The sequence below is a fragment of the Micromonospora sp. CV4 genome, assembly GCF_003667455.1.
Lineage (GTDB): Bacteria > Actinomycetota > Actinomycetes > Mycobacteriales > Micromonosporaceae > Micromonospora.
Window position 1 is genome coordinate 1 of record NZ_RCVI01000199.1, and the last position, 21,663, is coordinate 21,663.

General features: G+C 72.3%; 22 protein-coding genes. 12 read left to right on the forward strand and 10 right to left on the reverse strand.

Annotated features, from left to right (window positions below; genetic code table 11):
• The 4 genes from EAD98_RS06695 to EAD98_RS06710 all read left to right on the forward strand — a co-directional run.
• On the forward strand, positions 1–3,418 hold a 3,418-nt coding region (locus EAD98_RS06695), incomplete at its 5' end, for a multifunctional oxoglutarate decarboxylase/oxoglutarate dehydrogenase thiamine pyrophosphate-binding subunit/dihydrolipoyllysine-residue succinyltransferase subunit (protein WP_121653180.1).
• Between the two features lie 106 nt (positions 3,419–3,524).
• Positions 3,525–3,710, forward strand: a complete 186-nt coding sequence (locus tag EAD98_RS06700; RefSeq protein ID WP_121653181.1) for a DUF6104 family protein — start codon at positions 3,525–3,527, stop codon at positions 3,708–3,710.
• Between the two features lie 134 nt (positions 3,711–3,844).
• Positions 3,845–5,914: a phosphate acetyltransferase gene (pta, locus tag EAD98_RS06705; RefSeq protein WP_121653182.1), complete on the forward strand. Its 2,070-nt coding sequence runs from the start codon at positions 3,845–3,847 to the stop codon at positions 5,912–5,914.
• Positions 5,911–7,026, forward strand: a complete 1,116-nt coding sequence (locus tag EAD98_RS06710) for an acetate/propionate family kinase (RefSeq protein WP_121653183.1) — start codon at positions 5,911–5,913, stop codon at positions 7,024–7,026. Before pta ends, EAD98_RS06710 begins: the two co-directional genes overlap by 4 nt.
• Positions 7,027–7,095: 69 nt before the next feature.
• Here the strand turns inward: EAD98_RS06710 and EAD98_RS31205 are convergent, their stop codons facing one another.
• On the reverse strand, positions 7,096–7,263 hold the full coding sequence (locus tag EAD98_RS31205) for a hypothetical protein (protein ID WP_199723314.1): 168 nt from the start codon (positions 7,261–7,263) through the stop codon (positions 7,096–7,098).
• Positions 7,264–7,421: 158 nt separating this feature from the next.
• On the opposite strand from EAD98_RS31205, the gene EAD98_RS06715 reads away from it, so the two are divergent.
• Both EAD98_RS06715 and EAD98_RS06720 read left to right on the forward strand, forming a co-directional pair.
• A complete protein-coding gene (locus tag EAD98_RS06715) occupies positions 7,422–8,330 on the forward strand; it encodes an alpha/beta hydrolase (protein WP_121653184.1) in 909 nt (302 codons plus the stop codon).
• Between the two features lie 105 nt (positions 8,331–8,435).
• Complete coding sequence (locus EAD98_RS06720; protein WP_121653185.1) at positions 8,436–9,401, forward strand: dienelactone hydrolase family protein; 966 nt, start codon at positions 8,436–8,438, stop codon at positions 9,399–9,401.
• Positions 9,402–9,476: 75 nt separating this feature from the next.
• On the opposite strand, the gene EAD98_RS06725 is transcribed toward EAD98_RS06720, so the two are convergent.
• The 3 genes from EAD98_RS06725 to EAD98_RS06735 form a co-directional block, all read right to left on the reverse strand.
• Complete coding sequence (locus tag EAD98_RS06725) at positions 9,477–10,439, reverse strand: zinc-binding dehydrogenase (protein ID WP_121653186.1); 963 nt, start codon at positions 10,437–10,439, stop codon at positions 9,477–9,479.
• A 98-nt stretch (positions 10,440–10,537) separates the two neighbouring features.
• The gene (locus EAD98_RS06730) at positions 10,538–11,716 is read right to left on the reverse strand and encodes an NADP-dependent malic enzyme (protein ID WP_121653187.1); all 1,179 of its coding nucleotides are present in this window, start codon (positions 11,714–11,716) and stop codon (positions 10,538–10,540) included.
• Positions 11,717–11,859: 143 nt separating this feature from the next.
• Positions 11,860–12,210, reverse strand: a complete 351-nt coding sequence (locus EAD98_RS06735; RefSeq protein ID WP_121653188.1) for a S24/S26 family peptidase — start codon at positions 12,208–12,210, stop codon at positions 11,860–11,862.
• 83 nt (positions 12,211–12,293) lie between these two features.
• Here EAD98_RS06735 and sodN point away from each other — a divergent pair, with 83 nt between their 5' ends.
• Genes sodN through EAD98_RS06750 form a run of 3 tightly spaced genes read left to right on the forward strand, consistent with a single transcriptional unit; the run spans position 12,294 to position 13,710 of the window.
• Positions 12,294–12,698, forward strand: coding sequence for a superoxide dismutase, Ni (gene sodN / locus EAD98_RS06740; RefSeq protein ID WP_121653189.1), 405 nt, complete (start codon positions 12,294–12,296; stop codon positions 12,696–12,698).
• On the forward strand, positions 12,695–13,270 hold the full coding sequence (locus tag EAD98_RS06745; RefSeq protein WP_121653190.1) for a GNAT family N-acetyltransferase: 576 nt from the start codon (positions 12,695–12,697) through the stop codon (positions 13,268–13,270). Before sodN ends, EAD98_RS06745 begins: the two co-directional genes overlap by 4 nt.
• A 32-nt stretch (positions 13,271–13,302) precedes the next feature.
• The gene (locus EAD98_RS06750) at positions 13,303–13,710 is read left to right on the forward strand and encodes an ATP-binding protein (protein ID WP_121653191.1); all 408 of its coding nucleotides are present in this window, start codon (positions 13,303–13,305) and stop codon (positions 13,708–13,710) included.
• Between the two features lie 33 nt (positions 13,711–13,743).
• Here the strand turns inward: EAD98_RS06750 and EAD98_RS06755 are convergent, their stop codons facing one another.
• On the reverse strand, positions 13,744–14,133 hold the full coding sequence (locus EAD98_RS06755) for a hypothetical protein (protein ID WP_121653192.1): 390 nt from the start codon (positions 14,131–14,133) through the stop codon (positions 13,744–13,746).
• Between the two features lie 43 nt (positions 14,134–14,176).
• Between EAD98_RS06755 and EAD98_RS06760 the strand changes: the two genes are divergently transcribed.
• Positions 14,177–15,127: a diacylglycerol kinase family protein gene (locus EAD98_RS06760; RefSeq protein WP_121653193.1), complete on the forward strand. Its 951-nt coding sequence runs from the start codon at positions 14,177–14,179 to the stop codon at positions 15,125–15,127.
• Between the two features lie 449 nt (positions 15,128–15,576).
• Positions 15,577–15,834 carry a WhiB family transcriptional regulator gene (locus EAD98_RS06765; protein ID WP_007072794.1) on the forward strand — a complete coding sequence of 86 codons (258 nt, stop codon included), beginning with the start codon at positions 15,577–15,579 and terminating at the stop codon, positions 15,832–15,834.
• 100 nt (positions 15,835–15,934) lie between these two features.
• Here EAD98_RS06765 and EAD98_RS06770 read toward each other — a convergent pair whose 3' ends face one another.
• The 5 genes from EAD98_RS06770 to EAD98_RS06785 form a co-directional block, all read right to left on the reverse strand.
• A complete protein-coding gene (locus tag EAD98_RS06770; protein ID WP_121653228.1) occupies positions 15,935–16,732 on the reverse strand; it encodes a sirohydrochlorin chelatase in 798 nt (265 codons plus the stop codon).
• The gene (locus EAD98_RS06775) at positions 16,729–17,490 is read right to left on the reverse strand and encodes a phosphoadenylyl-sulfate reductase (protein ID WP_121653194.1); all 762 of its coding nucleotides are present in this window, start codon (positions 17,488–17,490) and stop codon (positions 16,729–16,731) included. Before EAD98_RS06775 ends, EAD98_RS06770 begins: the two co-directional genes overlap by 4 nt.
• Positions 17,487–17,648: a hypothetical protein gene (locus EAD98_RS31210; protein WP_199723315.1), complete on the reverse strand. Its 162-nt coding sequence runs from the start codon at positions 17,646–17,648 to the stop codon at positions 17,487–17,489. Before EAD98_RS31210 ends, EAD98_RS06775 begins: the two co-directional genes overlap by 4 nt.
• The gene (locus tag EAD98_RS06780) at positions 17,645–19,360 is read right to left on the reverse strand and encodes a nitrite/sulfite reductase (RefSeq protein ID WP_121653195.1); all 1,716 of its coding nucleotides are present in this window, start codon (positions 19,358–19,360) and stop codon (positions 17,645–17,647) included. The genes EAD98_RS31210 and EAD98_RS06780 overlap by 4 nt, the downstream gene beginning before the upstream one ends.
• Positions 19,361–19,657: 297 nt before the next feature.
• Complete coding sequence (locus EAD98_RS06785) at positions 19,658–20,569, reverse strand: ArsR family transcriptional regulator (RefSeq protein ID WP_121653196.1); 912 nt, start codon at positions 20,567–20,569, stop codon at positions 19,658–19,660.
• A gap of 62 nt (positions 20,570–20,631) precedes the next feature.
• Here EAD98_RS06785 and EAD98_RS06790 point away from each other — a divergent pair, with 62 nt between their 5' ends.
• Positions 20,632–21,639, forward strand: a complete 1,008-nt coding sequence (locus EAD98_RS06790) for an aldo/keto reductase family protein (RefSeq protein ID WP_121653229.1) — start codon at positions 20,632–20,634, stop codon at positions 21,637–21,639.
• Positions 21,640–21,663 lie beyond the last annotated feature (24 nt).

Consider the following 21,663-nt stretch of genomic DNA (forward strand, 5'->3'; position numbering starts at 1 on the left):
GGCCGCCCCGGCGAAGGCCGCCCCGGCCAAGCCGGCCGCGAAGGCCGCCGCGCCGAGCGCCGAGGGCCCCCAGACCACGCCGCTGCGCGGGGTCGCCGCGAAGATCGTCCAGAACATGGACGCCTCGCTGAGCGTGCCCACGGCGACCAGCGTGCGCGCGGTCCCGGCCAAGCTGCTGGTGGACAACCGCATCGTGATCAACAACCACCTCGCCCGCGGGCGCGGTGGCAAGGTCAGCTTCACCCACCTGGTCGGCTACGCGATGGTCCGGGCGCTGGTCCAGCACCCGGAGATGAACAACTCCTTCGCCGAGGCCAACGGCAAGCCCGCCGTGGTCCGCCCGGCGCACGTCAACCTCGGCATCGCGATCGACCTGGCCAAGCCGGACGGCACCCGCAACCTGGTGGTCCCCTCCATCAAGGGCTGCGAGCAGATGGACTTCCGTCAGTTCTGGCAGGCGTACGAGGACGTGGTCCGGCGGGCGCGGCGCAACGAGCTGACCATGGAGGACTACTCCGGCACCACGATCTCGCTGACCAACCCGGGCGGCATCGGCACCGTGCACTCGATGCCACGGCTGATGCAGGGGCAGAGCGCGATCATCGGCGTCGGCGCGATGGAGTACCCGGCCCCCTACCAGGGCATGTCCGAGGCCACCCTGGCCGAGCTGGCGGTCAGCAAGATCATCACACTGACCAGCACGTACGACCACCGGATCATCCAGGGCGCGCAGTCCGGCGAGTTCCTCAAGGTGATGCACGAGCTGATCCTGGGCGAGCACGGCTTCTACGACCAGATCTTCACCTCGCTGCGGATCCCGTACGAGCCGGTCCGCTGGGTACGCGACGTCGCGGTCAACTCCGAGGGCCAGATCAACAAGACCGCCCGGGTGCACGAGCTGATCCACGCCTACCGGGTGCGCGGGCACCTGATGGCCGACACCGACCCGCTCGAGTTCAAGATCCGCAAGCACCCCGATCTCGACGTGCTCCAGCACGGGCTGACCCTGTGGGACCTGGACCGCGAGTTCCCGGTGAACGGCTTCGCCGGCCGGCAGCGGATGAAGCTGCGCGAGATCCTCGGCGTGCTGCGCGACTCGTACTGCCGCCGCGTCGGCATCGAGTACATGCACATCCAGGACCCGGAGGAGCGGCGCTGGATCCAGGAGCGGATCGAGCGCAAGTACGAGAAGCCCTCCCCGGACGAGCAGAAGCACGTGCTCAACCGGCTCAACGCCGCCGAGGCGTTCGAGACCTTCCTGCAGACCAAGTACGTCGGGCAGAAGCGCTTCTCGCTGGAGGGTGGCGAGTCGCTGATCCCGCTGCTCGGCGAGGTGCTGGAGTCGTCGGCCGAGAACGGGCTGGACGAGGTCGTCATCGGCATGGCGCACCGGGGCCGGCTCAACGTGCTGGCCAACATCGTCGGCAAGCCGTACGAGAAGATCTTCTCCGAGTTCGAGGGGCACCTGGACCCGCGCTCGACGCAGGGCTCGGGCGACGTGAAGTACCACCTGGGCCAGAACGGCAAGTTCACCACCCCCGACGGCGAGCACGCGGTCAAGGTGTCGGTGGTGGCCAACCCGTCGCACCTGGAGGCCGTCGACCCGGTGCTGGAGGGCATCGTCCGGGCCAAGCAGGACCGGATAGACCTCAAGCTGGAGGGCTACACCGTGCTGCCGCTGGCGGTGCACGGTGACGCCGCGTTCGCCGGGCAGGGCGTGGTCGCCGAGACGCTCAACCTGTCGCAGCTACGGGGCTACCGCACCGGTGGCACCGTGCACGTGGTGGTCAACAACCAGGTCGGCTTCACCACCGCCCCGGAGTACAGCCGGTCCAGCCTCTACAGCACCGACGTGGCCCGGATGATCCAGGCGCCGATCTTCCACGTCAACGGCGACGACCCGGAGGCCGTGGTCCGGGTGGCCCGGCTGGCCTTCGAGTACCGGCAGGCGTTCAACAAGGACGTCGTGATCGACATGGTCTGCTACCGCCGGCGCGGGCACAACGAGGGCGACGACCCGTCGATGTCCAACCCCCAGATGTACAAGATCATTGATTCCAAGCGCTCGGTCCGCAAGCTCTACACCGAGGAGCTGATCGGTCGCGGCGACATCACCGTGGAGGACGCGGAGGAGCTGCTGCGCGACTACCAGTCGCAGCTGGAGCGGGTCTTCAAGGCCACCCGGGACGCCGCCTCGGCGCCGCGCCAGCTCAACCGGCCGCGCCGCGAGGAGGAGCCGGAGCCGCAGGTCGACACCGCCACCGACGCCGCCGTGGTGAAGGCGATCGGCGAGGCGCACATCAACCTGCCGGAGGGCTTCACCCCGCACAAGCGGATCCAGCAGCTGCTCGACCGGCGGGCGAAGATGTCCGTCGAGGGCAACATCGACTGGGGCTTCGGCGAGATCATCGCGCTCGGGGCGCTGCTGCACGACGGGATCACCGTCCGGCTCGCCGGTCAGGACTCCCGCCGCGGCACGTTCGTCCAGCGGCACGCCTCCGTGGTGGACGCCCGCACCGGCGACGACTACCTGCCGCTGAAGTCGCTCACCGGCGACGGCGAGCGCTCCCGGTTCTTCGTGCACGACTCGCTGCTCAGCGAGTACGCCGCGATGGGCTTCGAGTACGGCTACTCGGTGGAGAACATCAACGCGCTGGTCGCCTGGGAGGCCCAGTTCGGCGACTTCGTCAACGGCGCACAGTCGGTGATCGACGAGTTCATCTCCTCCGGTGAGGTGAAGTGGGGTCAGCGCTCGGCGGTCACCCTGCTGCTGCCGCACGGCCACGAGGGCCAGGGCCCGGACCACACCTCCGGCCGCCCCGAGCGGTTCCTGCAGATGTGCGCCGAGGACAACATGCGGGTCTCCATCCCGACCACCCCGGCGAACTACTTCCACCTGCTGCGCCGCCAGGCACTGTCGCCGAAGCGCAAGCCGCTGGTGGTCTTCACGCCGAAGTCGCTGCTGCGGCACAAGCTCTGCGTCTCGTCGGTGGAGGACTTCACCACCGGCACCTTCCAGCCGGTGCTGCGCGACACGGCCGCGCCGGCGCCGGAGGCGGTGAAGCGGGTGCTGCTCTGCTCCGGCAAGATCTACTACGACCTGTTCCAGGCCCGGCAGGACCGCGGCGTCACCGACACCGCGATCCTCCGCATCGAGCAGCTGTACCCGCTGCCGGTGGAGGAGATCCGGGCCGCCCTGGCGCAGTTCCCCAACGCGGAGGACTTCGCCTGGGTGCAGGAGGAGCCGGCCAACCAGGGCGCCTGGTCGTTCGTCGCGCTCAACCTGCTGGAGCACCTCACGGACGTCCGGCTGCGGCGGATCTCCCGCCCGGCCGCGGCCGCCCCGGCGGTCGGCTCGGCCAAGACGCACGAGGTCGAGCAGACCGCGTTGATCGAGGCGGCCCTCCCCCGCCCGTGACCTGACGCACCGCGAGAGCCGGGGCAGGACCGTTCACAACGGCCCTGTCCCGGCTCCGTCGGTCCACCCGCCCGGCCCGCGCCGGGCCGAGCACGAGGACGTACCGATGTACTTCACCGACCGCGGCATCGAGGAACTGGTCGAACGCCGGGGCGACGAGCAGGTCACCCTGGAGTGGCTCGGCGAACGCCTGCGCGACTTCGTCGACCTCAACCCCGAATTCGAGACCCCCATCGAACGCCTGGCCACCTACCTGGCCCGCCTCGACGACCCCGACGACGACGACGCCTAGACCCCGGTGCTGCCGGTGATCAAGAAGTTTCGGTCACGACCGGGGCCGGAAGTGACGCAAAGCTCTTGATCACCGGAGCTTGGAGGGGTCCGAGGACCCGGGCGGGGGGTCTTGCGATCTTCTAGGGTTGGGGCGTGGCCCGGAGTGTGTATCTGACGAGTGTGGGATCGGGCGGGGGCAAGTCGACCATCGCCCTCGGGCTGGCCGAGTTGCTGTCCCGTCAGGTCGGACGGATCGGCGTGTTCCGGCCGCTGGTCGCCGACGCCGTCCCGGACCCGATCCTCGCCCTGCTCAGCGAGCGTTACCGGATCGAGCAGCCGCTGGCCGAGCTGGCCGGGATGAGCTACGCCCAGGCCACCGCACTGGTCGCCGACGGCCGGCGGGAGGAGCTGATCTCCGCCGTCGTCGAGCGCTACCGGGCGGTGGAACGGCAGTGCCCGGCAGTGGTCGTGGTGGGCAGCGACTTCGACGACCCGGGCGACCCGGCCCGTCCCCGGGAGCTGGCCTTCAACGCCCGCCTGGCCACCGAGTTCGGCAGCGTGGTGGTGCCCGTCGTGGACGGCTTCGAGCAGGAGCCGGCGGCCGTCGCGGCCGCCGTGCGCGGGGCGTACCACGATCTGGCCGACCTGGGCGCGACCGTCCTCGCGGTGATCGCCAACCGGGTGCCGGGGCCGATGACCCTGCCCGAGCTGCCGGTGCCGGCGTACGCCATCCCGGAGGTGCCGATCGTGTCGGCGCCGACGGTGGCCGAGGTGGCGGCGGCGCTCGGCGCCACCCTGCTCGCCGGGGACGACGCGGCGCTCGGGCGGGACGTGCTGGACTTCGTCGTCGGCGCCGCACACGTGCCCACGCTGCTGGACCATCTCACCGACGGCGCCCTGGTGATCACCCCCGGGGACCGTGCCGACCTGCTGGTCGCCGCCAGCGCCGCCCACGTGGCCGGGCAGGTGTCGGTGGCCGGGCTGGTGCTGACCCTCGGCGAGCAGCCCGACCCCCGGGCGATGCGACTGGTCGAGGGGCTGAACACCGGCTTGGCGGTGCTCTCCGTGCGCAGTGACAGCTACGACACGGTGGCCGCGTCCAGCCGGATCGAGGGCCGACCCAGCGCGGCCAACCCGCGCAAGGTGGAGGCCGCGCTCGGCGCGTTCGAGCGTTCCGTGGACACCGACGACCTGGCCCGCCGGCTGCGCGTCAGCCGGTCGGCCCGGGTCACCCCCCTGATGTTCGAGAACGAGCTGATCGACCGGGCCCGGACACAGCGCCGGCACCTGGTGCTGCCGGAGGCCGCCGACGAGCGGATCCTGCGCGCGGCGGAGATCCTGCTCCGCCGGGGGGTGGTCGAGCTGACCCTGCTCGGCCGGCCGGACGACGTCGCCCGGCGTACCCGGGAGCTGGGCATCGACCTCGGCGACGCGCACGTGGTCGACCCGGTCACCAGCGAGTGGCGGGACGACTTCGCGGTCGAGTACGCCCAGCTGCGCGCCCACCGGGGCATCACCGCCGAGGTGGCGCACGACATCGTCGCCCAACCCAACTACTTCGGCACCCTGATGGTGGCCACCGGGCGGGCCGACGGCATGGTCTCCGGCGCGACGCACACCACCGCCGCCACCATCCGACCGGCGTTCGAGATCATCCGAACCGTGCCGGACGTCTCGGTGGCCTCCAGCGTCTTCTTCATGCTGCTCGCCGACCGGGTGCTGGTCTACGGCGACTGCGCGGTCAACCGCGACCCGGATGCCGCCCAGCTCGCCGACATCGCGATCTCGTCCGCCGACACCGCCGCCCGGTTCGGCATCGAGCCCCGGGTGGCGATGTTGTCGTACTCCACCGGCAGCTCCGGGGCCGGCGCGGACGTGGAGAAGGTCGCCGCGGCCACCGCGCTGGTCCGGAAGCGCCGGCCCGACCTGTTGGTCGAAGGGCCGATCCAGTACGACGCGGCGATCGACCCGGCGGTGGCGGCGACCAAGCTGCCGGGCAGCCCGGTCGCCGGCCGGGCCACGGTCTTCATCTTCCCGGACCTCAACACGGGCAACAACACGTACAAGGCGGTGCAGCGCTCCGCCGGGGCGGTCGCTGTCGGCCCGGTGATGCAGGGCCTGCGCCGGCCGGTGAACGACCTGTCCCGGGGCGCGACCGTGCCGGACATCGTCAACACGGTGGCGATCACCGCCATCCAGGCGGCCACCGAGGAGGCCTCGTGAGTCGGGTGCTGGTGCTCAACTGCGGGTCGTCATCCGTCAAGTGGCGCCACTACGACGGTGACCGGGTGCTCGACCAGGGCACCGTCGAGCGCATCGGTGAACCGGGTGGCGGCCCGGCGGACCACACCACCGCCGTCCGGCGGATCCTGGCCGGGCTGAACCTGAGCGAGCTGGCGGCGGTCGGGCACCGGGTGGTGCACGGCGGCCGGACGTTCACCGCACCGGTCCTGGTCGACGACGCGGTGCTGGCCGCAATCCGGGACCTGGTCCCGCTCGCCCCGCTGCACAATCCGGCCAACCTGGCCGGCATCGAGGTGGCCCGCGAAGCGCTGCCGGGCGTTCCGCAGGTCGCCGTCTTCGACACCGCGTTCCACCACACCCTGCCGGAGGCCGCCGCGACCTACGCGATCGACCGGGACACCGCCGAGCGGTACGCCATCCGCCGGTACGGCTTCCACGGCACCTCACACGCGTACGTCTCGCGGCGCACGGCCGAACTGCTGGACCGCCCGTACGAGCAGCTCAACACGATCACCCTGCACCTCGGCAACGGGGCCAGCGCCTGCGCGGTGCAGGCCGGCCACAGCGTGGCCACCTCGATGGGCATGACCCCGTTGGAGGGGCTGGTGATGGGGACCCGCAGCGGCGACCTGGACCCGGCCGTGATCTTCCACCTGCGCCGGGAGGGCGGGCTGTCGGTCGACGAGATCGACGACTTGCTCAACCACCGCAGCGGTCTGCTCGGGCTGACCGGCGCCAACGACATGCGCGAGGTGCTCCAGCGCCGGGCCGCCGGGGACCCGGCCGCCGAGCTGGCCTTCGACGTGTACTGCCGGCGGATCACCGGCTATGTGGGCGCGTACTACGCGCTGCTCGGCCGGGTCGACGCGATCACCTTCACCGCCGGGGTGGGCGAACACGCGGCGCCGGTGCGGACCGCCGCGCTGGCCGGGCTGGACCGGCTCGGCATCGCCGTGGACCCGTCCCGCAACGCCGGGGACGGTGACCGGGTGATCTCGCCCGAGGGCGCCGAGGTGACCGTCTGCGTCATCCGCACCGACGAGGAGCGGGAGATCGCCCGACAGACCCGTGCCGTGGCCGAGACCGGCTGACGCCACTCCGGCGGCCCATCATCCGGGCGCCTCGGCGTGGGTCGCGTCGGCCGGTCCGCAGCCTCAGCCCTACGCCAGCCAGGCGACGAGAGCAACCAGCAGCACGACGACCACCACCGCACCGATGATCAGCGGCAGGCGGGACGGGGACTCCGCCGGCGCGTTGGCCTCCGGTGTCTGGGTGAACGCGCGGAACGCCTCGGTGTTGCCGCTGGGGTCGCTGTAGTTCTCAGGCATGCGGGTGACCCTAGCGAAGCCGGTCGCGACGCACCGCCCCCGCCCACGCCGCCCGGCGGGGTCGACCCGGCCGGCGGAGCCGACCCGACCCGGCCGGCGGGTGCAGCCGGGCCGGACGGCGGGGTCGCTGCCCGCACCCGGGCACCTACCGTGGAACGATGGGGGCGGGGCGGCTGATCGCCGTACTGGTGACAGCGCTGCTGGCCGGTTGCGCGCCGGCCACCGCCGTGGCGGACGGGCCCACCGCCGCCCCGGGCGGGCCGCCGTCGGCGCGCCGAGCGCCCGAGGGGTCGTACGTCGTCGGCGTGCGTACGCTCACCCTCGATCCCCGCTCGGCGCGCCCCCTGCCGGTGACCATCTGGTATCCGGCAGTCCCCGACGGGGTGGCCGCCGGGCGGTTCCCCGTGATCGTCTACAGCCACGGCCTGGACAGCCGGCCCGAGCTGCACGCCGAACTCACCACACGCTGGGCGGCGGCCGGCTTCGTGGTGGCCGCTCCCGCGTTCCCGCACACCCGGCGCGGCGCCCCGCGCTTCATCCGGGCCGACGTCCGCAACCAGCCGGCCGACTGCTGGCGGCTCATCCGGCAGCTGAGCCGCCTCGACGCCGACCCCGCTGATCCGCTCGCCGGCCACCTGGACCTGGCATCGATCGCCGCCGCCGGCCACTCGGCCGGAGGTTTCACCACGGCCGGCATGTTCACCGAGGGGCACCCCGCCCGGCTGCGCGCCGGGATCATCATCGCCGGGGGCGGGCTGCCCGGCAGCTTCGCCGGACCGGTCGCGCCTCTGCTCTTCGTGCACGGCACGGCCGACCAGGTGGTGCCGGTGACGGTCGGTCGGGCCGCGTACGGGCGTACCCCCGGACCGGCCGCCTTTCTCAGCCTGCTCGACCAGGACCACGGCGCGTACCTCACACCGGGGCACCCGGGGTTCGCGCCGGTCCTCGCCACGACCATCGACTTCCTCCGCTGGACCCTCTACGGCGACAGCGCGGCCGGCGCCCGCCTCCCCGCCGACGCCCGCACCCCCGCCCTGACCCACTACGAGTCCCGACCGGCCCGCTGACGACCCCGAGGCCGCCCCGCGGACACCTGAGCGCCGGGTGACCGCGCTGCCACGCCGCGCCGAACCCCGCCGGGCGGGCCGGCGCGGCAGGGCACAATTGGATTCATGTCCCGTCGCGTCACCCCCGCGCTGCTGGCCAGCGCCCTGCTCACGGCCGGCCTGGCCGGCTGCTCCACGGACACCCCCGAGGCCGGGAGCGCGCCGGCGCCGGTCGAGCCCTCCTCCGCCGCCTCGGCGACGCCGCGGGTACCCGCCGGGACCGCACCACAGCGAGCCTTCGCCGTCGGCGTACGCCAACTCAAGCTGAACCGGGACGGCCGGGCGCTGCCGGTGACGCTGTGGTACCCGGCGACCGGGGAGTCCGGCGGCGCGGCCAAGCGGTCGGCGACGGCCGCGGAGGGCCGGTTTCCGGTGGTGATGTTCAGCCACGGCCTGGGCGGACGGCCGGACGACTACGCCACGCTGCTGACCCGCTGGGCGGCGGCCGGTTTCGTGGTGGCCGCGCCGACGTTCCCGCACACGTCCCGGGGCGGCGACAACAACGTCCTCGACGTGCTCAACCAGCCGGCCGACGTGTCGTACGCGCTGACCCAGGTGCTGGCGCTGAACGACCGCGCCGGCGACGCGCTGCGCGGCCGGCTCGACGCCGACCGGGTGGCCGCGGCCGGGCACTCGGCGGGCGGAGTGACCACCATCGGTCTCTTCACCGCCGGCCGGGACGAACGGCTGGACGCGGGGGTCGTGTTCGCCGGTACGGCGCTCGGCGTGGGCACGGCGTTCGCCGGCGCCGCCGCCCCGCAGCTGTTCGTGCACGGTGAGCTGGACGAGGTGGTCGACTACGCGGCGGGCAGAGCCGCGTACGACAAGGTGCCCTGGCCCAAGGCCATGCTGAGCCTGACGAAGGGCGACCACGGACGGGCGCTGCTCAGCGACGGCGCGGCGCTGCGGGTGGTCTCGGACACCTCCGTCGAGTTCCTCCGCTGGACCCTCTACGGCGATCCGGCGGCCAGGAAGCGCATGCCCACCGACGCGAAGCGTGGCGACATCGCCACCTTCGACGACCACCTCTGACCGACACGCGCCGCCCCGCACGCGCCGCGGGCCCCGCATGCTCCGCGCGCGACCGGGCCCGGCGCGGTGGGACGGTCAGGCGGTGTGGTCGATGACGACCTTGCCGAAGGTGTCACCCGAGTGAAGGCGGGCGAAGGCGTCCTCGACCCGGCTGAACGGGACCACGCTGTCCACCACCGGCCGCACGTCGCTGTCCGCGCAGAACGCCAGCAGCTCGTACAGCTCGCCGGGCGTGCCCATCGAGGTGCCCAGGATCTCCAGCTGCATGGCGAACACCCGGCGGAGGTTGATCGACGGCTCGTGACCAGCGGTGGCGCCGGAGACCACGATCCGGGCCATCGGCGCGGCCGACTTCATCGAGTGGTCGAAGGTGGCCGCACCGACCGTCTCGATCACCACGTCGACCCGTTCCGGCAGCCGGGCACCGGGTTCCACGGCGGTGGCGCCGAGCGCGGTGATCCGGTCCCGCTTGCTGGCGTCGCGGCTGGTCGCGTACACCCGCTTGCCCATCGCGACGGCGAGCGCGACGGCCGCGGTGGCCACGCCGCCGCCCGCGCCCTGCACCAGCACGCTGTCGGCGTCCTCGACGCGGCCCTTGGTGGTCAGCATCCGCCACGCGGTCAGCCAGGCCGTGGGCAGGCAGGCCGCGTCGGTCGCCGCCATCCCGTCGGGCAGCGGGACCAGGTTCGACCGGGGTACGGCGACCCGCTCGGCGAGGGTGCCGGGGAAGTGCTCGGAGAGGATGGACACCCCGCGCGGGTCACCCTGGGTGACCACCACCGGGTAAACGACCACCTCGTTGCCCTCCGGGTCGAGGCCGACCGCGTCGCAGCCGAGGATCATCGGCAGCTGCGCCTCGGTGAGCCCCACACCGCGCAGTGACCACAGGTCGTGGTGGTTGAGCGAGGTGGCCCGCAGCTGCACGGTCACCCAGTCGTCGGCCGGGTGGGTGGGCTCGGGCCGCTCACCGACGGTGAGCGCGGCGAGCGGATCGGCGTCGTCGAAGCGGGAGACGAAGGCAGCACGCATGATCGGCACGGTAACAAGCTGAGCGCCGGTTAAGAAGGGCCCCTCCACACACCCAGCGTCAGGGAAGGTCCCTTCCTGTGCACCGGGCGTCGGGAGGGTGCCCTACCTCACCGGCGGGCGACGCCGTCGCGGCGGGCGGCTTCGGCGACCGCCTCGGCGACGGCCGGCGCGACGCGCGGGTCCAGCGGAGACGGAACGATCGCGTCGGCGGTCAGCGACTCGGCCACCACTCCGGCGATGGCGTCCGCGGCGGCGACCTTCATTCCCTCGGTGATCCGGGTGGCCCCGGCGTCCAGCGCACCCCGGAACACCCCGGGAAAGGCCAGCACGTTGTTGATCTGGTTGGGGTAGTCGCTGCGGCCGGTGGCGACCACCGCGACGTGCCGGGCGGCCACCTCCGGGTGCACCTCGGGGGTGGGGTTCGCCAGCGCGAACACGATCCCGCCGGGCGCCATGCCGGCGACCGCGGCCTCCGGGATCTGACCGCCGGAGACGCCGATCAGCACGTCCGCGCCGCGCAGCGCCTCGGTGATGTCGCCGTGGCGGCCGTCGGCGTTGGTGCTCGCGGCCAGTTCGGCCTTGGTGCCGGTCAGCTCGGTGCGGTGCCGGCCGATGATCCCCTTGGAGTCGCAGACCACCACCTGGTCGGGGTTGATGCCCCCGGCGACCAGCATCTTCGTCACGGCCACGCCGGCCGCACCGGCGCCGCTCACCGCGACCCGCAGGTCGCCGAGCTTCCGGTTGAGCAGGGTGGCCGCGTTGCGCAGCGCGGCGAGCACCACGATCGCGGTGCCGTGCTGGTCGTCGTGGAAGACCGGGATGTCCAGCGCCTCGTCGAGCCGGCGCTCCACCTCGAAGCAGCGCGGCGCGCTGATGTCCTCCAGGTTGATCCCGCCGAACGAGGGGGCCAACGCCCGCACCACGGCGACGATCTCGTCCACGTCCTGCGTGTCCAGACAGACCGGCACCGCGTCGACCCCGGCGAACTGCTTGAACAGCACCGCCTTGCCCTCCATCACCGGCATCGCGGCACGCGGGCCGATGTTGCCCAGACCCAGCACCGCCGAGCCGTCGGTGACCACCGCGACGGTGTGCGACACCCACGTGTAGTCGTCGACCAGGTCGGGGTCGGCGGCGATCGCCTCACACACCCGGGCCACCCCCGGGGTGTACGCGAGGGAAAGGTCTTCCCGGCTGGTGAGCGGCACCGTCGAGGTGACGGCCATCTTGCCGCCCCGGTGCAGCTGGAAGACCGGATCAGCGGGGTCCACGGTGGACGAAGGCATTGTGGTGACTCCAGGATCTGTCGAGCAGACGGGGCGGCCGGCCCGGCCGCGAGGTGGGCGGCGAGCGGTGGCACGCGGTGCGGGGGGTCACCCGGGCACTTTCCGAGCATAGTGTCGACACTGCCACTGTGATGTGAGCAGGGTCATAACTGTCGACGCGGGACGCGCCCCGGGCGCGGCCAGTAGCGGGCCACCACCCGTCCCCGCACGTCGGCCACCCCGTACGCACGGGAGTCGTCGGTGACCAGGTCGTTGTCCCCGCGTAGCCACCAGCCGCCGTCCTGCGGCCGGACCGCCCGCTTGACCACCAGCAGCTCGGGACGGGTCCGGAAGACCGCGACCACCACGTCACCGGGGCGGATCGGGCGAGCGTGCGGGCGGACCAGCACCGCGTCGCCGTGCCGCAGTGTCGGCGCCATGGACGGGCCGGTCACCAGGACAGCGGTCAGCGGCCCCCGCAACCGGGGCGCCTCCGCCGGGTGATCGGCCCGCACTGGTTTCACCTCCACCCGCTCCGGGGAGCATCCCAGGAGTAATGTCGCCTTTGATCATCGCAAACTTCCCATGGAGGATCCCGATGCGACTTCCACGCATCCTTGCGCCCCGCGTCACCGCGAGCGCTCACTGCGACCTGCCGTGCGGCGTCTACGACCCGGCCCAGGCCCGGATCGAGGCCGAGTCGGTCAAAATGATCTGCGAGAAGTACCAGGCGAACACCGACCCGGAGTTCCGCACCCGGGCGATCATCATCAAGGAGCAGCGCGCCGAGCTGGTCAAGCACCACCTGTGGGTGCTCTGGACCGACTACTTCAAGGCCACGCACTTCGAGAAGTACCCGCAGCTGCACCAGCTGTTCAACGAGGCCACCAAGCTCGCCGGCGCCGGTGGCGTCAAGGGCAGCCTCGACCCGGCCACCGCCGACAAGCTGCTCGCGAAGATCGACGACATCTCGAAGATCTTCTGGGAGACCAAGAAGGCGTGACCTCTCCCGTCACCCCGACGATCCGGCCGGCACGTCCCGAGGATGTGCCGGCCGTCGTCGCCATGGTCCACGAGCTGGCGGAGTACGAACGCGCTCCCGACCAGTGCCACCTCACCACCGAGCAGTTGACCTCGGCCCTGTTCGCGACTGCTCCAGGTCGCGGCGTGGCGTCAGACACGCCGAACTGGAGCAGTCGTAGTTCCGCGCCGGCGCTCTTCGGCCACGTCGCGGTCGACGAGCACGACCAGCCGATCGGCTTCGCGCTGTGGTTCCTCAACTTCTCCACGTGGGCGGGAGTGCACGGCATCTACCTGGAGGACCTCTACGTCCGACCGGCCGCCCGGGGCACCGGCGCGGGCCGGCTGCTGCTCGCCACCCTGGCTGACATCTGCGTACGACGCGGCTACCGGCGGCTGGAGTGGTGGATGATCGACTGGAACCCGGCCGCCGGCTTCTACGCCTCGATCGGCGCCGAGCAGATGAGCGAGTGGGTTCCCTACCGGCTCAGCGGCGACGCGCTGCGCGACCTCGCCAGCCAGGCCACCGCCGCCGGCACGCGTCCGGGCGACTGACCGGGTAGAGTCCCCGACCGGGGGGATGAGGCGTGACTCAACTGACCGGCCAGCCAGCGACCGACGACGACGTGGTGCACCTCACGGTGCCCGCCGACGGCGGTTACCTCGGCGTGCTCCGCACCGCCACCGCCGGTCTCGCGGCCCGGTTGCAGTTCGCGCTCGACGAGATCGAGGATCTGCGGATCGCGGTCGACGAGGCGTGCGCCATGCTGCTCGCCATCGCCACCCGCGACGCCGAACTGGAGTGCCGGTTCTCGGTCACGGAGGACGCGCTGACCGTCGAGGTGACCGTGCCGACCGTGCGTGGCGCCACGCTGCCCGCCGAGTCGTCCTTCGCCTGGAAAGTGCTCACCGCGCTGACCACGTCCGCGTCCGCCACGGCCGCCAACGGTCGGGCGACGATCTCGCTGCTCACCCGCCGCTCCAGCGGCTACTGAGCGGCCCGTCGTCCCGTCACGCGCCGAGCGCGGTCACTCGAAGCCGAGTGCCCGGGTCGTCGGGGGGCTGACCAGCAGCCAGCTGACGCCCAGGCCCAGTGCCATCACCGGCACGCCGAGCCAGCCCAGCCCGGCCTGGATCATGAACCACCCGATCGGCAGCAGCATCAGCTGAAGCACGATCGCGGGGGCACGCGCACCGGCCTGACGACGCAGCAGCGCGCGGCCCAGCGCCCAGAGCGCGGCCGCCGCCCCGACGGCGAACGCGGTCACCAGCAGCGCCGACAGCAGGTCGCTGGTGCTGGCGGTGAGGTCGGCCCAGACCAGCCAGGCGGCGATCAGCCCGACGGCGACCGCCTCCGCCCACAGCAGCCGGACCGCCCAGCGGAGCGTGACGGGAATCGGGGCCGAGTCGATGGTCACGCGCGCCACGATACCCGGGCTACCGGGAGGTACAGTGCCGCCCATGCGGGCCGTCCTGGTGGTCAATCCGAAGGCCACCACCACCAGCGAACGCAGCCGGGACGTGCTTGTCCGGGCGCTGCGCAGCGAAGTCGACCTCAGCGTGCGGTACACCCGCCGTCGTGGGCACGCCATGGCGCTGGCCCGGGAGGCCGCTGCGGAGGGGGTCGACATGGTCGTCACCCTGGGTGGCGACGGCACCGTCAACGAGGTGGTGAACGGCCTGATGACGGCCGAGCCACCCGCCGGTGCCGACGGCGCCACGCTCGCGGAGCGGCTGCCCGCGCTCGCGACCGTTCCGGGTGGCTCGACCAACGTCTTCGCCCGAGCGCTGGGCCTGCCCCGGGAGTGGCCGGAGGGGACCAGCATGATCCTCGAAGGGCTGCGGCTGGGTCGGCACCGCACGATCGGGCTGGGTCGCGCGGACGACCGCTACTTCACCTTCTGCGCCGGGTTCGGCCTGGATGCCGCCGTGATCCACCGGGTGGAGCAGGCCCGCCGTCGGGGGCGCGTCTCCACCCCGAGCCTCTATTTCCGCGCGATCATGAACCAGTACTTCCTCGCCTCGGACCGACGGCACCCGGCGATCAGACTGGAGCGTCCCGGTGAACCGGCGGAGGACGAGCTGGCCACCATCATCATCCAGAACACCGCGCCGTGGACGTACCTGGGCGATCGGGAGATCAACCCGAACCCGGAGGCGTCGTTCGATCTCGGGCTGGACGTGCTGGCGTTGCGTCAGCTGCGGGTGGCCAGTACGACACGGACAGTGACGCAATTCCTGTCCCGGCGGCCGGATCCACGCGGCCGGCAGGTGTTACGACTCCATGACACGGCGGAGTTCACCCTGGTCTCCAGCCGCCCGCAGGCGTTCCAGCTCGACGGCGACTACCTTGGCGAGCGGGAGAAAGTCAGATTCACATCCGTTCCCGCCGCACTGAGAGTAATCTGCTAGGTCTCGGGTACTGCCCTAGGTCGACGCGGCCGCCACAACTGCATCGAACGGTCGCCGCCACACCGAGGGGCAGGTGCCGGAAATGTCAGCAATGTCACGCGGACTGTACTATATTGATCCTCGGCTGTGGCACGGCGGGTAACCAGGAAGGCACTGGAACCCGGACAAATGGGTTGTGGGCTTGCTCACCGCCCGGAGTTTTTCCGAGCGTCACCCTTGACATCGCGAGCGTTCGTGAAAGTATTCACAAGCGAACTTGAGTTACCGGGACATTGCCTGGATATGCTCGTCAGGTTGAGCTGTTCCAGCAGGTCCCCGGGGCTAACCGCCTGCTCACGCACTGCCGAATGGACCGACGCTAACTGTCACCATCGGCACTGCGGATGCATATAGGAAAAGCACTACAAGCAATAATTGCCACCCCATCCAGAATGAGGAGTGTTGCCGCCATGGACTGGCGTCACCATGCTGTCTGCCGCGACGAGGACCCGGAGCTGTTCTTCCCTATCGGGACGTCCGGACCGGCTCTCCTGCAGGTCGAGCAGGCCAAGGCCGTCTGCAGGCGCTGCTCCGTGACCGACCAGTGCCTCCAGTGGGCGCTCGAGTCGGGTCAGGACGCCGGCGTCTGGGGCGGAATGAGCGAGGAGGAGCGGCGCGCTGTCAAGCGTCGCGGCGGCCTCCGGGTGCTGCGCGCTCACTCCGCCTGAACCCACGACACAGCTGTACGCCCCGGCGGGTCCGCCCGCCGGGGCGTTCTGCTTGTCCAGCCCCCGCCCTGCTGACATCACTCCCGGCCGGCGACCTCGCTCACACCGCCGGCGCCAGGACGCGCCGACCCGACCACTCGTCGACCCGGCGCAACACCAGCTCGACCAGCTCCGGGGCGTCGGTCAACGGGTCCGCCACCGCCACCGCGCCGGCCGCCCGGGCCGCCTCGGCCACCGCGTCGTGAAAGAGGCCCGGCGCCAGGAAGTACCCGGCGACCGCCACCCGACGAGCGCCGGCCGCCCGTAGCCGGGCCACCGCGACACCGGTGGCCGGCGGAGCCGCCGAGGCGTACGACACCCGGCAGGGCACCCCGAACTCCGCGCCGAGCGCTTCCGCCACCAGGCCCATCGAGCCACGCGCCCGCGCGTCCCGGGTGCCGGCCGCGGCCAGCACCAGCGCGTCGAAGGGACCCGCACACGACTCGCCGAGCCGGCGTCGCAGCCCGGCCAGCAGAGCCGGGTCCACCGCCCCGTCCGCCGGGCCGAGCACGTCGGTCACCCGTACCGCCAGCGCGGGCCCGGCCTGCGCCGCGGCGGCGACGGCCGCCGGGATGTCGACCCGATGGTGGTACGCGGCGGTCAGCAGCAGCGGCACCAGCACCGCGCGGCGGTGGCCGGCCGCCGCCAACCCGCGCAGCACCTCGGTCGGCCCCGGCTCGGTGTGGTCCAGCCAGCTCGTCCACACCGGGGTTCCCGGACGGGCGGCCGACACCGCCCGGCCCAGTGCCCGGGTGGCCTCGGCCGCTCGGGGATCACGGCTGCCGTGCGCGACCAGCACCACCGGATCCGCCCCGCCGGCCGCACGGAGGCCGGTCGGGGTCGTCGACGGGGAGGTCAGACGTGCAGTCCGCACTCGGTCTTCTCGAACATGGCCCACCGACCGGCCCGCGCGTCCTCGCCGGCCTTCGTCCGACGGGTGCACGGCCAGCAGCCGATCGAGCCGTAGCCCTGCTTGAACAGCTCGTTGACCGGCACGTTCCAGCGGGCGATGTAGGCGTCCACGTCCCCCTGCGACCAGGCCGCGATCGGGTTGACCTTGACCTTGCCCCGCCGCGGGTCGAAGGTCACCACCGGAGTGTTGGCCCTGGTCGGCGACTCGTCCCGGCGCAGGCCCGCGGCCCAGGCGTCGTACCCGGTCAGCGCCCGCTCCAGCGGCTCCACCTTGCGCAGCTGGCAGCAGTCGTCGGGCGACTTGTTGAACAACCGGGGACCGTACTGGCCGTCCTGCTGACCGACGGTGAGCCGGGGCCGGATCGACCGGACGTTCACCGGGAGCGTCCGCGCCACCTCGTCCCGCACCCGGAGGGTCTCCGGGAAGTGCAGGCCGGTGTCGAGGAAGACCACGTCCACTCCCGGGGCGACCCGGGACACCAGGTGGGCCAGCACGGCGTCGGCCATCGAGCTGGTGACGCAGAACCGGTCGCCGAAGGTCTGCGCCGCCCAGCGGGCGATCTCCAGCGCCGGGGCGGCCTCCAGCTCCCTACCCGCCTGCTCGGCCAGCGCCCGAAGCTCGTCGGGGCCGCGTCGGGCCGGATCGGTCGGCGTCGGACCGCCCGGACCGACCAGGCCCAGGCCGGCGGCGGAGACGAGGCTCATCGGGTCACCGCCCGCGGGAGCAGCCCGGTGAACTTCACCGAGAAGACCCGGGCGCAGGCGTGGCACTCCCAGGCGCCGTGCCCCGCCTCGTGCGGCCGCAGGTCCTCCTCGCCGCAGTACGGGCAGTACAGAGGTGCCGCTCGGTTCTCGCTGCTCATCGCAGTTCCTCCTCGTCGACTCTGATCACCCAGTTGGCGAACGTCTCGCCTTCGCTCCGACCGGCCAGGTAGCGCAGGGCCAGTCGTTCCACGTACTCCGGAAGCTCCTCGGCGGTGGTCTTCAGGCCGCGGAGCTTGCGCCCGAACCCGGCGGTCTGCCCCTGCGCCATGCCCAGGCCGCCGCCCAGGTGCACCTGGAAGCCCTCGACCTGCCGACCGTCCGGGCCGACCACCAGCTGGCCCTTCAGCCCGATGTCGGCCACCTGGGTGCGCGCGCAGGCGTTCGGGCAGCCGTTGATGTGGATCGAGATGTCGGCGTCGAAGTCGCGCAGCCGCTGCTCCAGCCGGGCCACCAGCTCCTCGCCGCGGGCCTTCGTCTCGACGATGGCGAGCTTGCAGTACTCGATGCCGGTGCACGCCATGGTGCCGCGCCGCCAGGCCGACGGACGAGCCTCCAGCCCGATCCCCCGCAGCGCGTCCACCAGCGACTCAGTCCGCTCCGACGGCACGTCGAGCACCAGCAGCTTCTGGTACGGGGTGAGCCGTACCCGGTCGCTGCCGTGCGCCTCGACCACGTCGGCCAGCTGGGCGAGCTGCCCGCCGGAGACCCGCCCGACCACCGGGGCGGCGCCCACGTAGTGCCGCCCGTCGGCCTGCTCGTGCACGCCCACGTGGTCGATCGGCTTCGCCGGCAGCTCGGGAGCCGGGCCGTCGAGCAACGTCCGGCCCAGGTACTCCTTCTCCAGGACCTCGCGGAAGCGCTCGATGCCCCAGTCGGCCACCAGGAACTTCAGCCGGGCCCGGTTGCGCAGGCGCCGGTAGCCGTAGTCACGGAAGATCCCGACCACACCGGCCCACACGTCGGGCACCTCCGCCAGCGGCACCCAGGCGCCGAGGCGCTGGGCCAGCATCGGGTTGGTGGAGAGACCCCCGCCCACCCACACGTCGAAGCCGGGGCCGTGCTCGGGGTGGTCGACGCCGAGCAGGGCGATGTCGTTCGACTCGTACGGGGTGTCGACCAGCCAGGAGATCGACGTCTTGAACTTGCGGGGCAGGTTGGAGAACTGCTTGTCACCGACGTACCGGGCGACGATCTCGTCGATCGCCGGCGTCGGGTCGAGCAGCTCGTCGCGGGCCACCCCGGCGACCGGGCTGCCCAGCACGATCCGGGGGCAGTCGCCGCACGCCTCCGTCGTCTGCAGGCCGACCGACTCCAGCCGGCGCCAGATCTCCGGCATGTCCTCGACCCGGATCCAGTGGTACTGGATGTTCTGCCGGTCGGTGATGTCGGCGGTGTCCCGGGCGAACTCCCGGGAGATGTCCGCGATGACCCGCAGCTGGGCCAGGCTGAGCTGGCCGCCGTCGATGCGGACGCGGAGCATGAAGAACTCGTCCTCCAGCTCGTGCGGCTCCAGCACGGCGGTGCGCCCACCGTCGATGCCGGCCTTGCGCTGGGTGTAGAGGCCCCACCAGCGGAACCGGCCGCGCAGGTCCTGCGGATCGATGGAGGCGAAGCCGCGGTGCGCGTAGATGTTCTCGATCCGGGCCCGGACGTTGAGCGGGTCGTCGTCCTTCTTGATCCGCTCGTTCGGGTTGAGGGGCTCGCGGTGGCCGAGCGCCCACTGACCCTCACCCCGTGGCCGGCGCGTCGCCGTCCGGGCAGGACGGGCCGTCGGGTCCTCGGAACGGGCCGGGATGCTGCTGACCGCCATCGGGGCGTCCTCCGTTGTCTGCGGTGCCTCGGGGCGGGCGCGGGGCGCGGCGGCCGGCCCGTCGAGAGCGGGCGGGACAACGGTGTCTGAAGACAGCCGGCGCGGAGCGCGCCCGAGACAGATGGGTCGGGCGTCGTCAGTCGGCCGGACAGATCGCGCTGCGCACGCGGCCGTAATCGACGTGGCGACGAGCCACGAAGCGGCGGACGACAGCGGCGGTCATGGGCTCATGCTGCCACACCGCATGGGGCTCGGCCAATGCGCGCGTGCCGGATCCCACATCACGGGCCGAGGGCTTCAGCCCACCAGCTGGTCGCCAAGGACAGTCCGGGCATAGCGGACCACTCGCCCCTGCCGCACGCCCGCGATCAGGCCGTTGTCCCGCAGCGTGGTGAGGTGATGAGACGCGGTTGCCGGGGCCAGGCCCAACATCGCGGCCAGCTCGCCGGTGCTCAGCGGCGTGTCGAGCAGTGACAGCGCTGCCGCCCGCGTACCGCCGAGCAGGGCGCCCAGCGCGGCGCTGGGCGGCGGCGACACCCACAGCCCGCCCAGCCCCCCGGGCGGATAGCAGAGTGCCGGTCCGGCGTCACCTTCCATGATCGCGTGCACCGTCGGTCCGGAGAACGAGGTGGGCAGCAGCGTCCAGGGACGCCCGTCCAGCCCGGCCGGCCGGGTCGTGCCGACGGCGACTCGCAGCGCCGCACCGTCCCAGCGGATCGACGGGTGCAGCTCGCGGAGCAGGGTGTGCCCGCCCTGCTCGGCGGCGAGGAGAGTCCGCCGCCGGATATCGGCCAGCGCGAGTGCCCGCAGCCGGGGCCAGTCCGGCGCGATCAGCAGCGTGAAGTACCGGCGTAGCTGCGCGACCAGCTCGTCCGGACCCAGCCGGGGTGCGCCGGCCCGGTCCAGTTGCCGCCGCACCCGGGTCGGGTCGGTGGCGGCGACGGCCCGCAGCTCCGCCGCCAGGTTCGGTGCCACCCCGATCGGGGTGAGAAAGTCCGGCACGTATCCGTTGGACGACCTGAGCACCGCCAACAGCGGCTCCAGGCCGGCGCCCGGCAGCAGCCGCTCGGCACGCTCCCGCCACGGACGGTGCATCCAGTACTTGGCCGGCTTGCGCAGCGCCCACGTGCTGGCCACCAGCTCCGCCAGCGGCGAGTGCACGAACCGGACCCGGCTCAGGTCGTCGGGCGTGAACTGAACCTCGATCACCAATGGATTCGACCACGTTCGAACGGTTCGGCGACACCACGGGACCGCCGGAGGATCCGCACATGGAACACAGGCAACTGGGCCGGTCGGGGCTGCGCGTGAGCGGGGTCGCGTACGGCAACTGGGTCACCCACGGCAACCAGCTCGACGACGACGCGGCCGCCGCCTGCGTGGCCGCCGCCCTGGACGCGGGCATCACGACGTTCGACACCGCCGACCGGTACGCCCAGGGGCGGGCCGAGGAGGCGCTGGGCAAGGCGCTGAGCGGCGTGCGGCGCAGCTCGATCGAGCTGTGCACCAAGGTGTGCCTGCCGGTCGGGCCGGGCGCGAACGACGCCGGGCTGTCCCGCAAGCACATCGTCGAGGGCTGCCACGCCTCGCTGCGCCGGCTGGGAACCGACTACGTCGACCTCTACCAGGCCCACCGGTACGACGACAGCGTGCCGCTCGAGGAGACGATGACCGCCTTCGCCGACCTGGTACGACAGGGAAAGGTGCTCTACGTCGGCGCCTCCGAGTGGACCGCCCCGCAGCTGCGCGCCGGCCACCGGCTCGCCGCCGACCTGCACGTCCCGTTCATCGCCAACCAGCCGCAGTACTCGATGCTGTGGCGGGTGGTGGAGGCCGAGGTGGTGCCGGCGAGCGAGGAACTCGGCCTGGGTCAGCTCGCCTGGGCACCGCTCGCCATGGGCGTGTTGACCGGGAAGTACGAGCCGGGGCGCCCTCCGCCGGCCGGCTCCCGGGCCACGGACGGCTTCGGAGGGTCGTTCATCGCCCGGTACTCCTCGGATCTGCTGCTCTCCCGGGTGCGCGAGCTGCGGTCGGTCGCCGAGACCGCGGGCTGCACGATGGCCCAGCTGGCGGTCGCCTGGGTGCTGCACCGGCCCACCGTGGCCAGCGCGATCGTCGGCGCGTCCCGGCCTGGGCAGCTCGCCGAGACGGCTGCGGCCACCGAGATCCGGCTGGACGACGAGCAGCTGGCGCGGATCGACGCCGTGCTCGGCGACCTCGTCGAGCGCGATCCCGCGAAGACCGCCCGTCCCAACGACGTGATGCCCGCCTGGCGCTGACCACCTCCCACCGGCTCGGCCCGC